The 14,363-nt window shown below is 40.8% G+C and carries 15 protein-coding genes; 12 read left to right on the top strand and 3 right to left on the bottom strand.

The window, feature by feature from the left end; genetic code table 11:
- The first annotated feature begins 31 nt into the window (after positions 1–31).
- The 7 genes from ACYVLS_RS11945 (at position 32) to ACYVLS_RS11915 (ending at position 7,074) form a co-directional block, all read left to right on the top strand.
- Positions 32–1,441, top strand: a complete 1,410-nt coding sequence (locus ACYVLS_RS11945; RefSeq protein WP_460324862.1) for an ISLre2 family transposase — start codon at positions 32–34, stop codon at positions 1,439–1,441.
- A 198-nt stretch (positions 1,442–1,639) separates the two neighbouring features.
- The gene (locus tag ACYVLS_RS11940) at positions 1,640–2,920 is read left to right on the top strand and encodes a BglG family transcription antiterminator (RefSeq protein WP_460324859.1); all 1,281 of its coding nucleotides are present in this window, start codon (positions 1,640–1,642) and stop codon (positions 2,918–2,920) included.
- A 20-nt stretch (positions 2,921–2,940) separates the two neighbouring features.
- On the top strand, positions 2,941–3,378 hold the full coding sequence (locus ACYVLS_RS11935) for a PTS sugar transporter subunit IIA (RefSeq protein ID WP_460324856.1): 438 nt from the start codon (positions 2,941–2,943) through the stop codon (positions 3,376–3,378).
- Between the two features lies 1 nt (position 3,379).
- On the top strand, positions 3,380–3,661 hold the full coding sequence (locus tag ACYVLS_RS11930) for a PTS sugar transporter subunit IIB (RefSeq protein WP_460324853.1): 282 nt from the start codon (positions 3,380–3,382) through the stop codon (positions 3,659–3,661).
- Positions 3,662–3,760: 99 nt separating this feature from the next.
- Complete coding sequence (locus ACYVLS_RS11925) at positions 3,761–5,035, top strand: PTS ascorbate transporter subunit IIC (protein ID WP_460324850.1); 1,275 nt, start codon at positions 3,761–3,763, stop codon at positions 5,033–5,035.
- Positions 5,035–5,772 (top strand): sugar isomerase domain-containing protein, encoded by a 738-nt coding sequence (locus ACYVLS_RS11920; RefSeq protein ID WP_460324848.1) that lies wholly within the window; start codon positions 5,035–5,037, stop codon positions 5,770–5,772. The genes ACYVLS_RS11925 and ACYVLS_RS11920 overlap by 1 nt, the downstream gene beginning before the upstream one ends.
- A 207-nt stretch (positions 5,773–5,979) precedes the next feature.
- Positions 5,980–7,074, top strand: a complete 1,095-nt coding sequence (locus ACYVLS_RS11915) for a glycerol dehydrogenase (RefSeq protein WP_460324846.1) — start codon at positions 5,980–5,982, stop codon at positions 7,072–7,074.
- A 94-nt stretch (positions 7,075–7,168) separates the two neighbouring features.
- On the opposite strand, the gene ACYVLS_RS11910 is transcribed toward ACYVLS_RS11915, so the two are convergent.
- Positions 7,169–8,098, bottom strand: a complete 930-nt coding sequence (locus ACYVLS_RS11910; RefSeq protein WP_460324844.1) for an alpha/beta hydrolase — start codon at positions 8,096–8,098, stop codon at positions 7,169–7,171.
- A 266-nt stretch (positions 8,099–8,364) separates the two neighbouring features.
- Between ACYVLS_RS11910 and ACYVLS_RS11905 the strand changes: the two genes are divergently transcribed.
- The 3 genes from ACYVLS_RS11905 to ACYVLS_RS11895 all read left to right on the top strand — a co-directional run bounded on the left by ACYVLS_RS11905 (position 8,365) and on the right by ACYVLS_RS11895 (position 10,660).
- Positions 8,365–8,844, top strand: a complete 480-nt coding sequence (locus ACYVLS_RS11905; RefSeq protein WP_460324841.1) for a hypothetical protein — start codon at positions 8,365–8,367, stop codon at positions 8,842–8,844.
- A gap of 121 nt (positions 8,845–8,965) precedes the next feature.
- Complete coding sequence (locus tag ACYVLS_RS11900) at positions 8,966–10,075, top strand: NADH-dependent flavin oxidoreductase (RefSeq protein WP_460324838.1); 1,110 nt, start codon at positions 8,966–8,968, stop codon at positions 10,073–10,075.
- Between the two features lie 36 nt (positions 10,076–10,111).
- Positions 10,112–10,660, top strand: a complete 549-nt coding sequence (locus ACYVLS_RS11895; protein ID WP_460324836.1) for a cysteine hydrolase family protein — start codon at positions 10,112–10,114, stop codon at positions 10,658–10,660.
- A 128-nt stretch (positions 10,661–10,788) separates the two neighbouring features.
- Here the strand turns inward: ACYVLS_RS11895 and ACYVLS_RS11890 are convergent, their stop codons facing one another.
- Both ACYVLS_RS11890 and ACYVLS_RS11885 read right to left on the bottom strand, forming a co-directional pair.
- Complete coding sequence (locus ACYVLS_RS11890) at positions 10,789–11,316, bottom strand: hypothetical protein (RefSeq protein WP_460324833.1); 528 nt, start codon at positions 11,314–11,316, stop codon at positions 10,789–10,791.
- Positions 11,317–11,449: 133 nt separating this feature from the next.
- Positions 11,450–12,322 (bottom strand): competence protein ComK, encoded by an 873-nt coding sequence (locus ACYVLS_RS11885; protein WP_460324830.1) that lies wholly within the window; start codon positions 12,320–12,322, stop codon positions 11,450–11,452.
- Between the two features lie 307 nt (positions 12,323–12,629).
- On the opposite strand from ACYVLS_RS11885, the gene ACYVLS_RS11880 reads away from it, so the two are divergent.
- Together ACYVLS_RS11880 and ACYVLS_RS11875 are read left to right on the top strand one after the other, a co-directional pair.
- Positions 12,630–13,190 carry a sigma-70 family RNA polymerase sigma factor gene (locus ACYVLS_RS11880; protein WP_460324827.1) on the top strand — a complete coding sequence of 187 codons (561 nt, stop codon included), beginning with the start codon at positions 12,630–12,632 and terminating at the stop codon, positions 13,188–13,190.
- Complete coding sequence (locus ACYVLS_RS11875; protein ID WP_460324824.1) at positions 13,184–14,071, top strand: N-acetylmuramoyl-L-alanine amidase family protein; 888 nt, start codon at positions 13,184–13,186, stop codon at positions 14,069–14,071. The genes ACYVLS_RS11880 and ACYVLS_RS11875 overlap by 7 nt, the downstream gene beginning before the upstream one ends.
- Positions 14,072–14,363: the final 292 nt, after the last annotated feature.

The following is a 14,363-nucleotide window of genomic DNA, read 5'->3' as shown; positions in this document are numbered from 1 at the left end:
TAACGACAACGCTAGAGAAAGAGGTCTTCTTATGAATGAAATTATATCAGAAATTATTAAAACTTTAAAGGATTCTTCAACACTCTTAGAAGCAGAATTAGCATTAGAGACGGTTTTTCAACGTATCACTCAGCAGTTACTCAGTACCGCTTTTAAACAGATTGATTTAGAATTACTTCATGATTACAAGGAACAAGGTTATGAGATTGACAGTGTCCCTGACCGTACGCTGCAATTTACTTTCGGAACCGTTGAATTTGAACGCCACCGTATGCGAAAGAAAGGCGAAAAAAGTGTGATTCCTTTTGATAAAGCCGTCGGCTTAAAGCCAAGAATTCGTAATTCTCCACTTGTAGAGATGAAAGCAGCTCAAATGGCTTCTGATGGGACGTATCGCAAAGCAGAAGAAGCCATTGATCTTCTTACATCGTTTTCATTGAGTCATACGACCATTCATACTATTACTCAAAAAATTGGAGAAACAATTCAAGAATGGACAGAAACAGCCCCTCTTCAAGATGAGACGTCTCAAAAAGATAAGACAAAAACGCCTGTCTTATTTATTGAAGGTGACGGTTTAATGCTCACAAAAGGCAAGGAGAAAAAACGTCCTGAGATTCATCGGGTTCAGTTTCATGAAGGTATCGAGTACAAAGGAAAACAGAAAAGACCCGTCTTAATTAATTCAAAAATGTTTGAGAGTACTGTATCAAGTAAAGAAGCTTTTAGGCGTGCAAGTCTATGGCTAGAAAGTATTTATGATATCCGTCAAACGATTGTTATTTCTAATAGCGATGGAGGAAGTGGTTACGATAAAGATAAATTTCATCAGATTATTGGAAAATGTCAGCGACATGAACACTTCAGAGATGCATATCATGTCAACGAGAAAATCAAACAGCGTATGTATTTCGATAAAATGATGGAAAAGAAAATGAGGCACGCAGTGCATACATACAATTTTAATCTGGTTGAAACGGTCATAGCTACAACTGAAAGCCGTATTAAAGGAAATGACGAAAAAGCCAACGAATATAAAGAAGAACTTTCAAAGTTAAAAGCTTATTTAGACAGAAATTGGGATAGTCTAAAACCATTAAAAATGAGAGATCTGCCTATAAATAAAGGGATTGGCGTATGCGAAAGTAATCATCGGCCTTATAGTTATCGTATGAAACGACAAGGACGCGGTTTTTCGGCTAAGGGTGCAGGGAATATAGCGGCGATTATTTCCGCACGTAAGAACGGAACGTTTCTCAAAGCCTTAACAGATAAACTACCTGAGCTTTCAGCGAAACTCCAGCCGGAGTTCAAAGGGGCTGTAAGAGCAGCCCTGAAGAAAAGTAAATCCAGACCTTCAATAGGTGTAAAAATTGGAAGAGTAGCTAATTATGGCTCCTCATCAAGTCCAATGGGGCAATTACAGAAGTTATTTAGTTAATACTGTCTTTCTCAAGTCTTTTAAAAGCTAGAAGAGCAAAAAAAGGCTTGAGAAAGACAACAAATAAAAACAGCGTTTCAGATTTCTAGAATAAATTTCCGAGAATAACTTTACACATACTTTCTCTCACGTCAACTTGACGATTTAGGCCTGCGTTTCGAACTGGCAGAATACTATAGACTGCAGCTGCTGGAGTATTTGTCGGTTTTTATTTTTCGGCTGAGAAAGGCTTTTCACCACGTACGCTCGTCCGGATACATTTTTGAGCGTGTTTCCACACTCGATACTTACTATATTGCTTTTGAGCTGGCAGAGGATATTCAAAATCTACTTTCGTCCGTGCTCACTACTGAAGATACACTGTTTCTAAATGACTGTCTTATAGCTTGCGGCATTAAAAATCAGCTTTCCACTGACAATTATGCGTTCTATGAACAGGTTGCCGATGAATTGATTCGAAAAATCGGGACGATGATGAATGAAGATTTGACAACTGATGATTACCTTATAACAGGGCTGATTAATCATCTCGTGCCTATGTGGTTCAGACTGAGAAATAAACTGACACTTCAAAATCCGTATATTAAAGAAATAAAAAAGCAGTACTCCATGATGTTTCATCTGACATGGTATGGGGTAGTTGATATCGAACAGTTTGTTGGAAGGCGTATTCCGGAGGATGAAGTAGCCTTTTTAATGATTCACTTTCAGTCTGCACTTGAACGCAAGCGGGATATTCGAAAAATCCTCATTGTTACACAGACAGGTATGGTTACCACTGAAATTCTTGAACGCCGCATTAAACAGTTTCTGCCGAGTGTACATGTGTATGAAAGTTTACAGGCAGATAAGCTGGATGATGTCGACTTGAACAAAGTGGATTTAATCATTTCATCAGACAAACTACAACTGGATTCTCCTCCTGTTCACCTCCTCTCAGTGATTCCAACCGATGATGAACTGAAGACACTGGCTCGAAAACTGCCGTTATATTTTGAACAGAATGATTTTCAGACAGACAAACTGGACCTGGCTAATCAAGAGCATCCGCTCATAGACTCTTTAAGCAGGCGGTTGTCTATAGTCAGAGGAACGTTCAATTCTGCTGAGGAAGTGATCGAACAGCTGGCTCAGCCACTTATGGACAAGGGCCACGTCTCAGATGAATATGTTGCTACCATATATGAAAGAGAGACTATGTCATCAACGGCTTTTGAAACTGGCATAGCCATTCCGCATGGCAACCCAAGTTACGTCAATAAAACACATGTATCCATTTGTGTTTCCGACAAAAAAATCACCTGGGGAGGTGAACGGGTCGATGTAGTCGTGCTGATATCCGTGGCAAAAAAGGATATGAGCCATATTAGCTTATTTATCGAGCGTATATATGAAGTAATGCAGTCACGCGAAAAAGTGGAGAAAATATTTATTGAGCAGTCGGATAAGGAACTTTACCGCTATTTTGCACGTTATTAAATTGGAAAGGAGTGGGTTATATGTTAACAGACTATTTGTCAGAGGAGACGATGAATCATGTCGACTCAGTTGATTCATGGGAGGAAGGCATCCGTTTAGCTGCGAGACCGTTACTTGAGAAAGGAGTGATTGAAGAAGTATACATTGAAGCAATGATCAGTAGTGTCAATGAGAATGGACCGTATATTGTCTTGAAAGATTATTTTGCCTTGCCGCATGCTAAAGCAGGTGAAGGGGTCAATGAAGTTGGCATGGCGCTTTTGACTTTGAATGAACCGGTTGATCTAGCCGGTAATCCTGTCAAAGTCTTCCTGGTTCTCGCGGCAGTAGATTCATCGGCGCACTTGGAAGCTTTGTCGGAAATCTCTGAACTGCTGATTGATGATAAATCATATGAAACATTTTTATCAGGAGATTTAAATGAAATAAACAAACTTATAACAGAAGGAGACGATTAATATGTATAAATTTTTAGCAGTATGTGGGTTCGGCGTTGGTTCATCTATGGTTTTAAAAATGTCCATTGAAAAGGCAGCAAAAGATAGAGACATTGACTGTGAAGTTGAAAATACCGACTTAAGTTCAGCAAAAGGAAGCTCTGCAGATGCGATTTTTACTAGTCAGGAACTGGGGGATGACTTGAAAGGTTCGACTAAAGCACCTGTTTATCCTATTCAGCGTTATATGGATAAAGAAGAAGTCGGAAAAGCGCTGGACGATTTTCTTGAAACAAAGAAATAAGTTAGGTTTTCTTTTGTAGGTCGCATATGGTTCATGGGGTTGCCTTTCACTATCAAGCAGGATAAAAACCCCAAATTTTAATGTAGAGGATGGATAGAAATGCAGGGAATACTAGATTTTCTGACAGATTATATTTTAAGAAATCCGCCGGTACTGCTCGGTATTATCGCAGCAATCGGATTAATCGTTCAAAGAAAGAATATTGCAGATATTATTAAAGGCTCATTGTCAGCAGCGTTCGGTATGTTTATTTTAGATACAGGGGTAGGATTAATTGTAGGTACGATCATTCCGATTAACGATGCGTTTCAGGAAACGATTGCTGAAGGAGTGGAAGTAGGTGAAGGACTCAGTGATGTGACCTTTATTGCCGACTTCGGTGGCGAAATTGGTCTGGCAATGTTTGCCGGTCTGATTATTCACTTGCTTATTGCCCGCTTCACACCGGTTAAAACAATCTTCCTGACCGGACACATGCTCTGGTGGTTCCCGTTCATATTCGTCGCAGCAGGTGTGGAAGGCGGACTGACAGGGGTTGTCTTAATCCTCTTTGGAGCGATTCTTTCTGCACTTTACTGGTCATTCATGCCTTGGGTTATGCGTAAATATATCTGGGACGTAACGGGGGATGAGTCATTCCTCATCGGACACCCGACAGGTATTTTGAGTATCATTTCCGGTTTTGTCGCTAAACGAGTTGGTAATAAGGAACGTTCAACCGAGTCTCTAAATGTACCGAAGAGTCTGTCATTTTTCCGTGAAATCTCTGTAACGGGTGCAATTGTCATCTTCCTTATGTACTTGATTATGACACTAGTAGCACCGGAAATCGTGGCGGAAGGGGATAACTTCTTCTTTAATGCGGTCACCCAAGGTATTACCTTTGGTGCCGGCTTGATTGTTATGTTGCAAGGGGTTCGTATGCTGATCAACCAAATCGTACCTGCCTTCCAGGGGATTTCAGACAAACTGATTCCAGGTGCGATTCCAGCGTTCGACGTGCCGATTCTGTTTAACTATAAACCAAATGCTGTTATTATCGGCTTTATTGTGGCGATGATTACGTCTACCATCATGATTCTTATCGCCAACACAACCAACATTTTTGGGGTTATCCTGATACCGCTGGTTGTCACTTCCTTCTTTGAAATGGGTGGTGCTGCAGTCGTTGGTGAAGGCCAAGGCGGACTCAAAGGAGCGATTATTGGGACAGTCGTCGGTGCGACAGTCATGGTAGGCTTAATGGGAGTTTCCGTTATTATCTATGAAACAACCATCCGCAACTGGATGCTGATCTTCGGTGGTAATGACTTCTCCTTGTTTGGACCATTAGCCAGCTGGCTTGCACAGCTCTTGTCAGGAGTGGTCGGCTGATGTTTGATTATTTTGACGGAATAAAAACATTACTGGAGACTGTTGAACGTGAAGAAAAAGAAGCGATCGAAAAGGCTGTTAGTCACTTTGTCGATGCAATTGAAAATAAAAGAGCCATATTTGCATTTGGTGCCAGCCATGCCGGTATTCTGACTCAGGAACTGTATTATAGAGCTGGCGGACTGATGACCATTAATCCGATTTTTGGAGAGAGCATTCTACTTGACGTTGAACCCGTGACACACACCAGCAAAATGGAACGTTTAGTGGGGTACGGGACAGCTCTAGCTGAAAAAACTCCTTTTAAAGAAGGTGATGTGCTCGTAGTGCATTCTGTTTCTGGCCGTAATCCAGTTATTATCGAACTGGCGATGGAAGCTAAGAAGATTGGAGTGACAGTAATTGGCCTGACAAATCTGACCTATTCCAAATCGGTAGAGTCCAGACATCCTTCGGGTAAAAATCTCTACGAAGTATGTGATACAATTATAGACAATCACGGGGATCGAGGCGACAGTATGTGTGAGATAGACGGGATGGACATGAAAGTTGGACCGTCTTCCACTGTTGTTGGCGCAACAATCGTAAACACAATTGTTGTTGAGACCGTTAAGAAACTTAGAGAGAACGGTATGGATAAGCCACCAATTTTCTACAGTGCCAACCTGGATGGAGGAGATGAGCTGAACAAACAGTTGATCAGTGACTATCAGGATTCCATCCATTACCGATTTTAAATAGAGAGTTAACGAGCCCTGTTCGCCTAATTAGTGAGCAGGGCTTTTCTTAATGTGTGACGGAATGTTTTATACAACTCCACGTTCAAAAGCAGTCGAGTTGTCCTCTAATATGAGTTGAACTCTATTCAAAGGGTTATCCTTTGTTTAAAAGGAACAGTCTTTGATACAATGAAGATACTACATGAAATGGGAGGAGAAAAAGTTATGCAGAAATACATTTTCAAATCACCAAGCCGTTACATTCAAGGAAATGGCGTTATTAAAGAAATCGGTAAAGAGACGGAGTCAATAGGCAAGAAGCCACTGCTGCTTTCAGACGAGGTGGTATGGAACATCACCCAGAATGATATTGAAGAAAGCTTTAAGGACTCAGATAGTTCCTATCATTTCGAGCAATTTAATGGAGAAGCATCCAACAAAGAAATTGAGAGATTGATTGAAATCGGGAAGGAAAAAGAAGTCGATTCAGTAATGGGGGTCGGGGGCGGTAAAACGCTTGATACGGCCAAAGCTGTTTCAGATGGTCTGGAAGTGCCTGTGATCATTGTTCCAACAACCGCGTCTACCGATGCGCCGACGAGTGCACTGTCAGTCATTTACTCTGACGATGGTGTGTTTGAAGGATATAAATTCTACGATAAAAACCCTGATTTAGTACTGGTAGATACTGGCATAGTTGTAAAAGCGCCACTTCATTTATTTGCCTCCGGAATGTCAGATGCTCTGGCAACTTTAGTGGAAGTGAAAGCGGCGATGAAACGTAACAGTGATACAATGGCTGGAGGCAAGACAACCTTTGCGGCTAAAGCTATTGCTGAAATGGCAGAAGAAGTGCTGTTCACACACGGCGCGGCGGCTTATAAAGCAGTAAAAGAGAACCTGGTGACTCCTCAAGTGGATGCTGTCGTAGAAGCCAATACCCTATTATCTGGGCTAGGCTTTGAAAATGGTGGACTCGCTGGCGCTCACGCTATTCATAATGGCTTTACAGCGGTTGATGGAGACATTCACGAACTCACTCATGGACAGAAAGTATCCTATGGTATTCTGGTTCAGCTGGTGCTGGAACGCAAACCTTATAAGGAAATCAAACGTTACAGCGACTTCCTGAAATCAATCGATATGCCGACAACGCTTGAAGACATGCATTTAGAGGACAAATCCTTTGAAGAATTAGTCGAAATAGGAGAACTGGCTACTGCGGATGGGGAAACGATGGAAAATCTTGATCCAGAAATTACAGCCGAGGAAATAGCGCAAGCGATTCTTGCCGTAAACGAACTGACTGTAGAAGACTAAACTGTTTCAATAATATGAAGTTAAGCCAGCTGGAAGGGGCAATCCTCCTCCAGCTGGCTTTTTTATGCTTAAATTTATTAACAGTTAACGTTCTTTACTCGTCTCCAAATGCTCGCTTGAGTGCAGCAAGGCGTCTATACTTGAATGCCTGAGCGAGATCTCCGACAAAAGGTATATCATAACCATGTGTGGCTTTAGGAACAAAGGCTACATCCACTGCAACATCACTTTGGTGCAAAGCGTCTGCGTAAAGCAGCCCTTCATCCCGCAACGGATCAAATTCACAAACTTCTACATAAGCTGGAGGAAGGGAGTCAAAAGATTCTGCTTCAAGAGGGGATGTATACTTCCAGTCTAATTGAGGTTTTTCTTGCACATACAGTGACCACATCATTTCGTTCAGTCGACTGCTCCAGACTGGCGTAGAATCAAATGATTTCATTGAAGGCGTGTCCATGCGCGCATCCGTAACTGGGTAAATTAGAAACTGAAAGGCGAAATTAGGTAGCCCTCTATCCCGGCGCATCATTGCAACACTTGCTGCAAGCGCACCTCCGGAACTGTCACCGCCTACCACTAATTTAGCCGGATCTAAACCTAATCTGGACGCATGGGCAAAGAGCCATTCGCTTGCCTTATAGCAGTCCCAGAAAGGGGTAGGAAAAGGGTGTTTGGGTGCCAGACGGTAATTTACAACAATCACTAGGGCGCCTGTTTCCTCAGCATAAGTCATGGCCCATTTTTTATGGTGGGGAGCCTGCTTCATGAAATACGCACTTCCATAAAAATAAAGCAGACACTTTTCAGGTTGTTTTACACGTTTAGGCTGATATAAGGTGAGTGTAATCAGTTCATCATCATAAGAGGTCAGGCGAATGGCTTTCTCTGATAAAGTCTTCTCAGTGGGTGTCAGTTTTCTAAGGGAAGATAGCGTTACGTTTATAAATGTAATAACGAAAGGAGAGGCGGGCAAGGTCAGGAACTTCATATAATTAAAATCTTCATAGATTAAATAGTTCTTCATCACATTGCCCTCTTTCTAAATAAGTGTAGATTAATCATAGCTTTATCTAATCAAAAATACCATTTTCAATGTTAATTTTTTAAGTTCAAGACCCGAAATACGCACTGATTTTGCCGAAACATTGACACAATAGGAACTTTTGGTAATCTTGTTAGTTATTGAACAATGTTTATTTGAAATTTTAAAAAAATTAAATAAAAAGCTTTCCTTTAGTCTTTTAATTTGTTAAACTATTCACATAAGATACGTAAGGAGAGAATAAGCTTATGAAAAAAGTAATGTGCGCTTTACGATTTGTCTTCCGTAACGGTGAAACCTGGACAGTACGCCGTGAACATATTGGAGACTTATGGATAAAGCAAGTAACAACAAGTTTTGGTCGAATTGGTGATGAATTTCAGGAAATCCATCCATGTGAATCTTTGAAAATAGAGATTGCTCATGAGGCAGACAGTGTTAATTCTGATGACATTAACAAAGGCGGACTGGAAGCCGGTATGTTTGCCAGAGTAGCTCAGTTCCAGGATATCGAAATGATGGATATTTTGTACAGAGACCGCTTGAATGGTGAAAAACGCATGGCTGTTGAAAAAGACAGAATCTATTTCCCATATAAAGCACTAGATACTGATGGACACGACAACGCTTATCAGTCGTCAGCTGTTCATGGCGACAAACTGTACATTGTAGTGGATCCTGAACGAACAGTCGAAGAAGTATACCCTTCGCTGAGCACCGCCCTTTAACTATGTGTTCCCTTACCTCAGTCAGATGGATAACCCTCATCTGGCTGTTTTTTTTGCGTGAAAATTGTTTTTCATTAGACAAATGGGTAAAATGGATAGGAACGCAGAAAGGATGAGCACAGTGACAAACAGACATTATTCAGAACCATTCACATTTAAAAGCGGTGTAACGTTAAAAAATCGCTTTATCATGGCTCCAATGACCACTAAAATGAGTTTTTTCGATGGCGTAATTACGGAAGACGAAAAAAAGTACTATTACCTCAGAAGTAAAGATGCCGGGGCAGTTGTTACAGCCGCTGCAAATGTTTCGGAAGGAGGAAAAGGCTGGGAAGGCGAGCTGGGTATCCATGATGACCGACATCTGGACGGTTTAGCAGACTTGGCTTCGACTATCCAGAGAAACGGGACCAAAGCCTTTATCCAGCTCTACCACGGTGGACGCATGACGAATTCTTCTGTTTTAAGAGGCACTCAGCCAGTTTCAGCAAGTGCAGTCAAAGCGGAGCGTCCGACTGCAGAAGAACCGAGAGCGCTGGAAGAAAAAGAAATTTATCAGATTATTGAGGACTTCAAGCAAGGGACTATTCGAGCCATTCAAGCAGGCTTTGACGGCATTGAATTGCACGGAGCTAACACCTATTTAATCCAGCAATTTTTCTCTCCGCACTCTAACCGCCGGGAAGATAAATGGGGAGGCAGTCTGGAGAATCGTTTCCGCTTTGCCGATCTCCTTACAGATACAGTTATCGAGACGGTTAAGGCTTATGCCGACCGTCCCTTTGTGGTAGGGTATCGTTTTTCACCGGAAGAGTATGAGACGCCTGGTATTCGTTTTGAAGATACACTGTATCTAGTGGATAAGCTTGCAGACAAACCCCTGGATTACCTGCATGTGTCATTAGGAAAATATGACTGGAAATCACAGTCCGATGAGTATCAGGAGAAGCCAATGCTGGCCTATCTACATGAAGTGATTAATGACCGCACGGCCTTTATGTCTGTTGGAGATGTAAGGGGCGGAGAAGACGCTCTTGAAGCATTGAAATACAGTGATTTAGTGGCTTTGGGACGCGTGATGCTAGCTGATCCACACTTTGTCAGTAAAGTATTGAACGACCGTGAAGAAACCATTCGCTTTACTGTTGCGGATGAAGATCGGGAAGAACTGTTACTGACGAATGGTGTCTGGCAGTTTATGATGAATATGATGGCTGACCGAATCAACTAAAATAGTCTAATGATGAATCATGAAAGGAGAGTCAAAGTGGATAAAGCATTGATACACATTGATTATACGAATGATTTTGTGGCAGAAGACGGGGCATTGACCAGCGGTGAACCAGGACAGGCTATTCACGATGACGTACTGGCTCTTACGAAGACATTTTATGAAGACGGGCAGTTTATTGCCTTTACTATAGATAAGCATCTGGAAAATGATGCTTACCATCCTGAGAGTCGTCTGTTTCCGCCTCATAATATAGAAGGAACTAAGGGTAGAGAATTGTATGGCGAACTGGAAAGTTATTTTCAAAGTATTAAGGATTCAGATAATGTCTTCTACACAGATAAAACACGCTACAGTGCGTTTAATGGGACTGAACTGGAGTTGAAACTGCGTGAGCGCGGAATTCGAGAAGTCCATCTTATTGGAGTAGTAACGGATATTTGTGTTCTGCATACAGCTGTGGATGCCTACAACAAAGGCTTCAAAATCGTTGTTCATGAAAAAGCGGTGGCCAGTTTTAATCAGACGGGGCATGAATGGGCTTTATCTCACTTCAAAAATACGCTAGGTGCAGAAGTAATCTAGCGACAATTATAAGCTATAAAAAACCGACTTATTATTTTTCTCAAACAATTGAGAAAGATAATAAGTCGGTTTTTATTTATGATTAATAATATTGTCGTCTTAATCCAAGCTGGCTATATTACAAATCATTAGCTGAACTGAATATAAACAGTCAAGTCATAGGGTTCGGAACCTTTTTCCATTGAATCAAGATCCGGATTAAACTGTTTAAACGGCCCGCCTGAAATATAGGCAAAACTCATAACGACGGCTGACTGAAGATAAAACAACGCTTCTCTTGTATGGTGTTCAGGTGATTTTCCCAAGTATATATCTTCGACATAAACTTCCATTTCATTGGTCTGATTAGGAATTAACTTGACTTTTTTCGTGCGGTAGCTTTCATATTGATAAATTTTTTCTTTACACGCTTCAATGTCTTCGTCTCGTTTTCCAGCATAAATACGCTTGGAGTAATCCTTACGAATAACTTTTTCAACAATAGAATCAATGACCGTCTGATTATTGGTAATGTCGCTGGCCGAAAAACTGATTTTATGCTGAGTGTTTAAGGATTGCCCCTCTTTGTGATTTTTTAAGGGTTTAGTTTTTATTAACTGATCAGACTCATTAGTTATTTTTTTTAGGAAGTGCTTGACACTGTCATAGATACTCAAATGTACTCCTCCTATCTGTCTTGCTATCTAACAGGGGTTAATTAGAATCATTCTACATTAGATAACGATTCATATTTTAATTCTATCGAAAAGACACAATTTGTTCAAACATTTTCGCTTATCAATTGTAAAATTAGTCTCTGAAAACGTTTTTGAGTGGAAAAATTTGATTTATTTCATCTAAATAGGGATTTCCTTCACCGAGGATAGTTTGCAGAATCTCACTCGCACGGTGGATAGAGATGTGTTCAAAGAGGGAAGTTAACGAAACAGGCCGATGACCGATTAAGTGAACAGCCAGTTCTTTTTTGATAATATTCAGCTCTTGAGGCGGTTCGTTATGCATAGGAAAAGAAAATTTTTCCTGAATATCTAAAGAAATCATCTTAATAGTATAGTATAAATGTGCCGACTTGCGTGTCATTTCCGCCAGTCGCTTCGAAGACAGCGGCAAGATCAGCTCATGAAAATGTCTGATCTTTAGACAGATATCAGTTGTGGACAGGCTCTCACTATAGAGTACATTGTGAAAAGCAATCCAGCTAGAATTTTTCTTTACGGTACCTTTTTCAGGTGAAAAAAACAGTTCACCCAGTACGTAAGGGCAGCGCTGTGAAATGCCGATACATTTACCAATCTGCTGGATAAAGGCATAATCAACTTTCATGTATTGAAAATAGCGAGTCATGACTTGAGAACTCGTTTCCTTTGTTTTTAAAATACTCCCACACGTCTGGTAAACAACCGTATTGTAATCTGTTCCAGCATGTGTGGATATATCCTGTATGTAAAACGTTTCTTGCGTCAGCAGTAGGGGGTACTGCTCAATAGCTTCGTCCAGACACTGCATGAGAGTATCTGCTTCGACTTTTAATGTTCGCCTAGAATTGATGCGAGGCTGACCGATAAGGTACTCTGCCGGTTTCTCATTTATAACTGAATTTGTATAGTGGTTTGATAGTTGGCGAAAAATAAATTCCGATTCTTTATTACCTGATTGCGTCATGAATCAAGCTCCTTTTCAAACGAATTTAAGATAAGATAACGCTTACAATATAATATGAAACAATCCCAACAAAAATAGTGTATCATATCACAATGTTTAAAGATAGATGGCTTTACAGTGATTTAGATTATAATTTAATGAAAAAATACATCTTTATACTATGAAAGAACCATTTATCGGTCTGATTTCTCAATTTCATGTCATTTAAGTCTACAATCCTGCTGAATCGGCGTTTTGAATGAGAAGAAATCAGCGAGTATAGTTTGAAGTGAACAAGGCCTTGTATCACAGTTAAGGATGTTTTCAGATGACAAATACATTAACAGAAGAAATGGCGGCTGATTTTTATGAGGTGCATGATTCGATTGTTTATGGCATACTCAAACACTGCAGTATTACCTGTATGCATAGAGATTATGACGATTATGTGCAAATAGGTCGCTTGGCTCTTCTCACAGCTTACGAAAGCTTTCCGCAACCAGTCATAACGGATGAGCAGTTCTATCAGTTCACGGGTTTTGCCTACAGAAAAGTGTACTGGACAATTCTTGATTATATTAGAAAAGAAGCGAGACAGAGAAGTGAAGTCTGTTCTTTGCCTGAAGAAACAGAAAGTCTCAGAGAGTTTTCATGTGATGGCTTTGAACTCGATTGGATCGAAGCATACAGTCTAAGGCAATTTATAGCTACGTTATCGTTATGTGAAAGACGGTATATTGAAGAACGTGTCCTGAACGGTCTGTCAATTACAGCCATTTCTGAGAAATATCAGACAAGCCGGAAAACTGTGTATAGCTGGCGGGACAAAGTTAGACTTCGCTTAAAGCAGCAGTCGGCTAGTCAAACTAAGGAGGAAAGCAAATGGTGAAAAAACTCATTATCGATCCAGGACACGGTGGAAAAGACCCAGGTGCGGTTGCTTTTGGAGTCAGGGAGAAAGACTGGACGTTGAAAATAAGTCAGTATCAGTATCACCGGTTTAAAGAGTTAGGGGTCAATGTAGAAATGACGCGTCACGACGACATTACATTGGAGCCGGTAGCCCGAATCAGCCGAGTGAAAAATAGTGCCGATATTTGTATTAGCAACCATTTTAATGCCTTTAACGGTTCAGTAAGGGGCGTGGAAGTCATTCATTCCATCCATGCCTCTCCACGACTATCTCAGTCAGTTGCTCAGAAGTTAGTGGAACATACCGACTTACCTCTTCGAAGAGTCTTCAGCCGGTCATTGCCGAACAAAAAGCACGATTATTACTTTATGCACAGGCTGACTGGTTCGACTCAGACTATTATAATAGAGTACGGCTTTATTGACCAAAGGGATGATCACGCGTATTATCTGACAGTAGAAAATATGTATGCGGCGGCCGAAGCCGTTATTGAAACTGTCTGCAATGATATGGGTGTATTGTACAAAGCTGTTCCACATAAAAAGTTGCTTCAGTCAAGTAATGGAGGGACTGCAGAAGTTCAGTTAAGTAACAAAGAGTTTCTTAGACCACTAGTTCAAGGTCAGTCGGCTAGCGGTAAAGGGGTAAGGAGCATTCATGAGGGGAAGCTGCGTTTTTATAATAAGCCCAGCTGGAAGGACATAGATGTTTTCGGCTACATGAGTAAAGGACAGGTGTTTCCGATTGTACTCGAGAAACTTTCGGTTGGCAAAGGTGAGCAGTACAAAGTGAGAAACAGTAAAGGTGAAGTCTACTATGTGACGGCTCATCCAAATTATGTTGAGCGGATTCATTAAGAATTTGCCGGAGTAAAATTCTATAGTCGGACGAGTTACTTTTCAGGGTAACTCGTCTATTTCCATTATCTAAGGTAAAAAGGATTAGCCGAAACCAGTAACAGATTACAAACGATGTGGTATAGTTAAGCTAAATAATCAATTGTTTGCGCAGTTTTCACATTAATTAAGCATTATGGTGGTAAGTCAAGAGAATAGATTATAAATAGACAACCTAATTTCATAAAAAAGGGTTCACTGAACTAAACCGTCACGTATTCGAAAATACGTTCGGTTTATGTCTTCGGATAGT

The sequence above is a fragment of the Alkalibacterium psychrotolerans genome (genome assembly GCF_054784355.1).
Note: the sequence above shows the minus strand (reverse complement) of the source record. Positions and strands in the feature narration are given on the sequence as shown.

What these genes read in the sequence shown, in the direction of transcription:
- ACYVLS_RS11930 (WP_460324853.1), top strand. Translation starts at nt 3,380, where the DNA reads ATGTATAAATTTTTAGCAGTATGTGGGTTCGGCGTTGGTTCATCTATG.
- ACYVLS_RS11885 (WP_460324830.1), bottom strand. Translation starts at nt 12,322, where the DNA reads ATGACGCAATCAGGTAATAAAGAATCGGAATTTATTTTTCGCCAACTA.
- ACYVLS_RS11905 (WP_460324841.1), top strand. Translation starts at nt 8,365, where the DNA reads ATGAAAAAAGTAATGTGCGCTTTACGATTTGTCTTCCGTAACGGTGAA.
- ACYVLS_RS11920 (WP_460324848.1), top strand. Translation starts at nt 5,035, where the DNA reads ATGTTTGATTATTTTGACGGAATAAAAACATTACTGGAGACTGTTGAA.
- ACYVLS_RS11945 (WP_460324862.1), top strand. Translation starts at nt 32, where the DNA reads ATGAATGAAATTATATCAGAAATTATTAAAACTTTAAAGGATTCTTCA.
- ACYVLS_RS11880 (WP_460324827.1), top strand. Translation starts at nt 12,630, where the DNA reads ATGACAAATACATTAACAGAAGAAATGGCGGCTGATTTTTATGAGGTG.
- ACYVLS_RS11915 (WP_460324846.1), top strand. Translation starts at nt 5,980, where the DNA reads ATGCAGAAATACATTTTCAAATCACCAAGCCGTTACATTCAAGGAAAT.
- ACYVLS_RS11935 (WP_460324856.1), top strand. Translation starts at nt 2,941, where the DNA reads ATGTTAACAGACTATTTGTCAGAGGAGACGATGAATCATGTCGACTCA.
- ACYVLS_RS11875 (WP_460324824.1), top strand. Translation starts at nt 13,184, where the DNA reads ATGGTGAAAAAACTCATTATCGATCCAGGACACGGTGGAAAAGACCCA.
- ACYVLS_RS11925 (WP_460324850.1), top strand. Translation starts at nt 3,761, where the DNA reads ATGCAGGGAATACTAGATTTTCTGACAGATTATATTTTAAGAAATCCG.
- ACYVLS_RS11910 (WP_460324844.1), bottom strand. Translation starts at nt 8,098, where the DNA reads ATGAAGAACTATTTAATCTATGAAGATTTTAATTATATGAAGTTCCTG.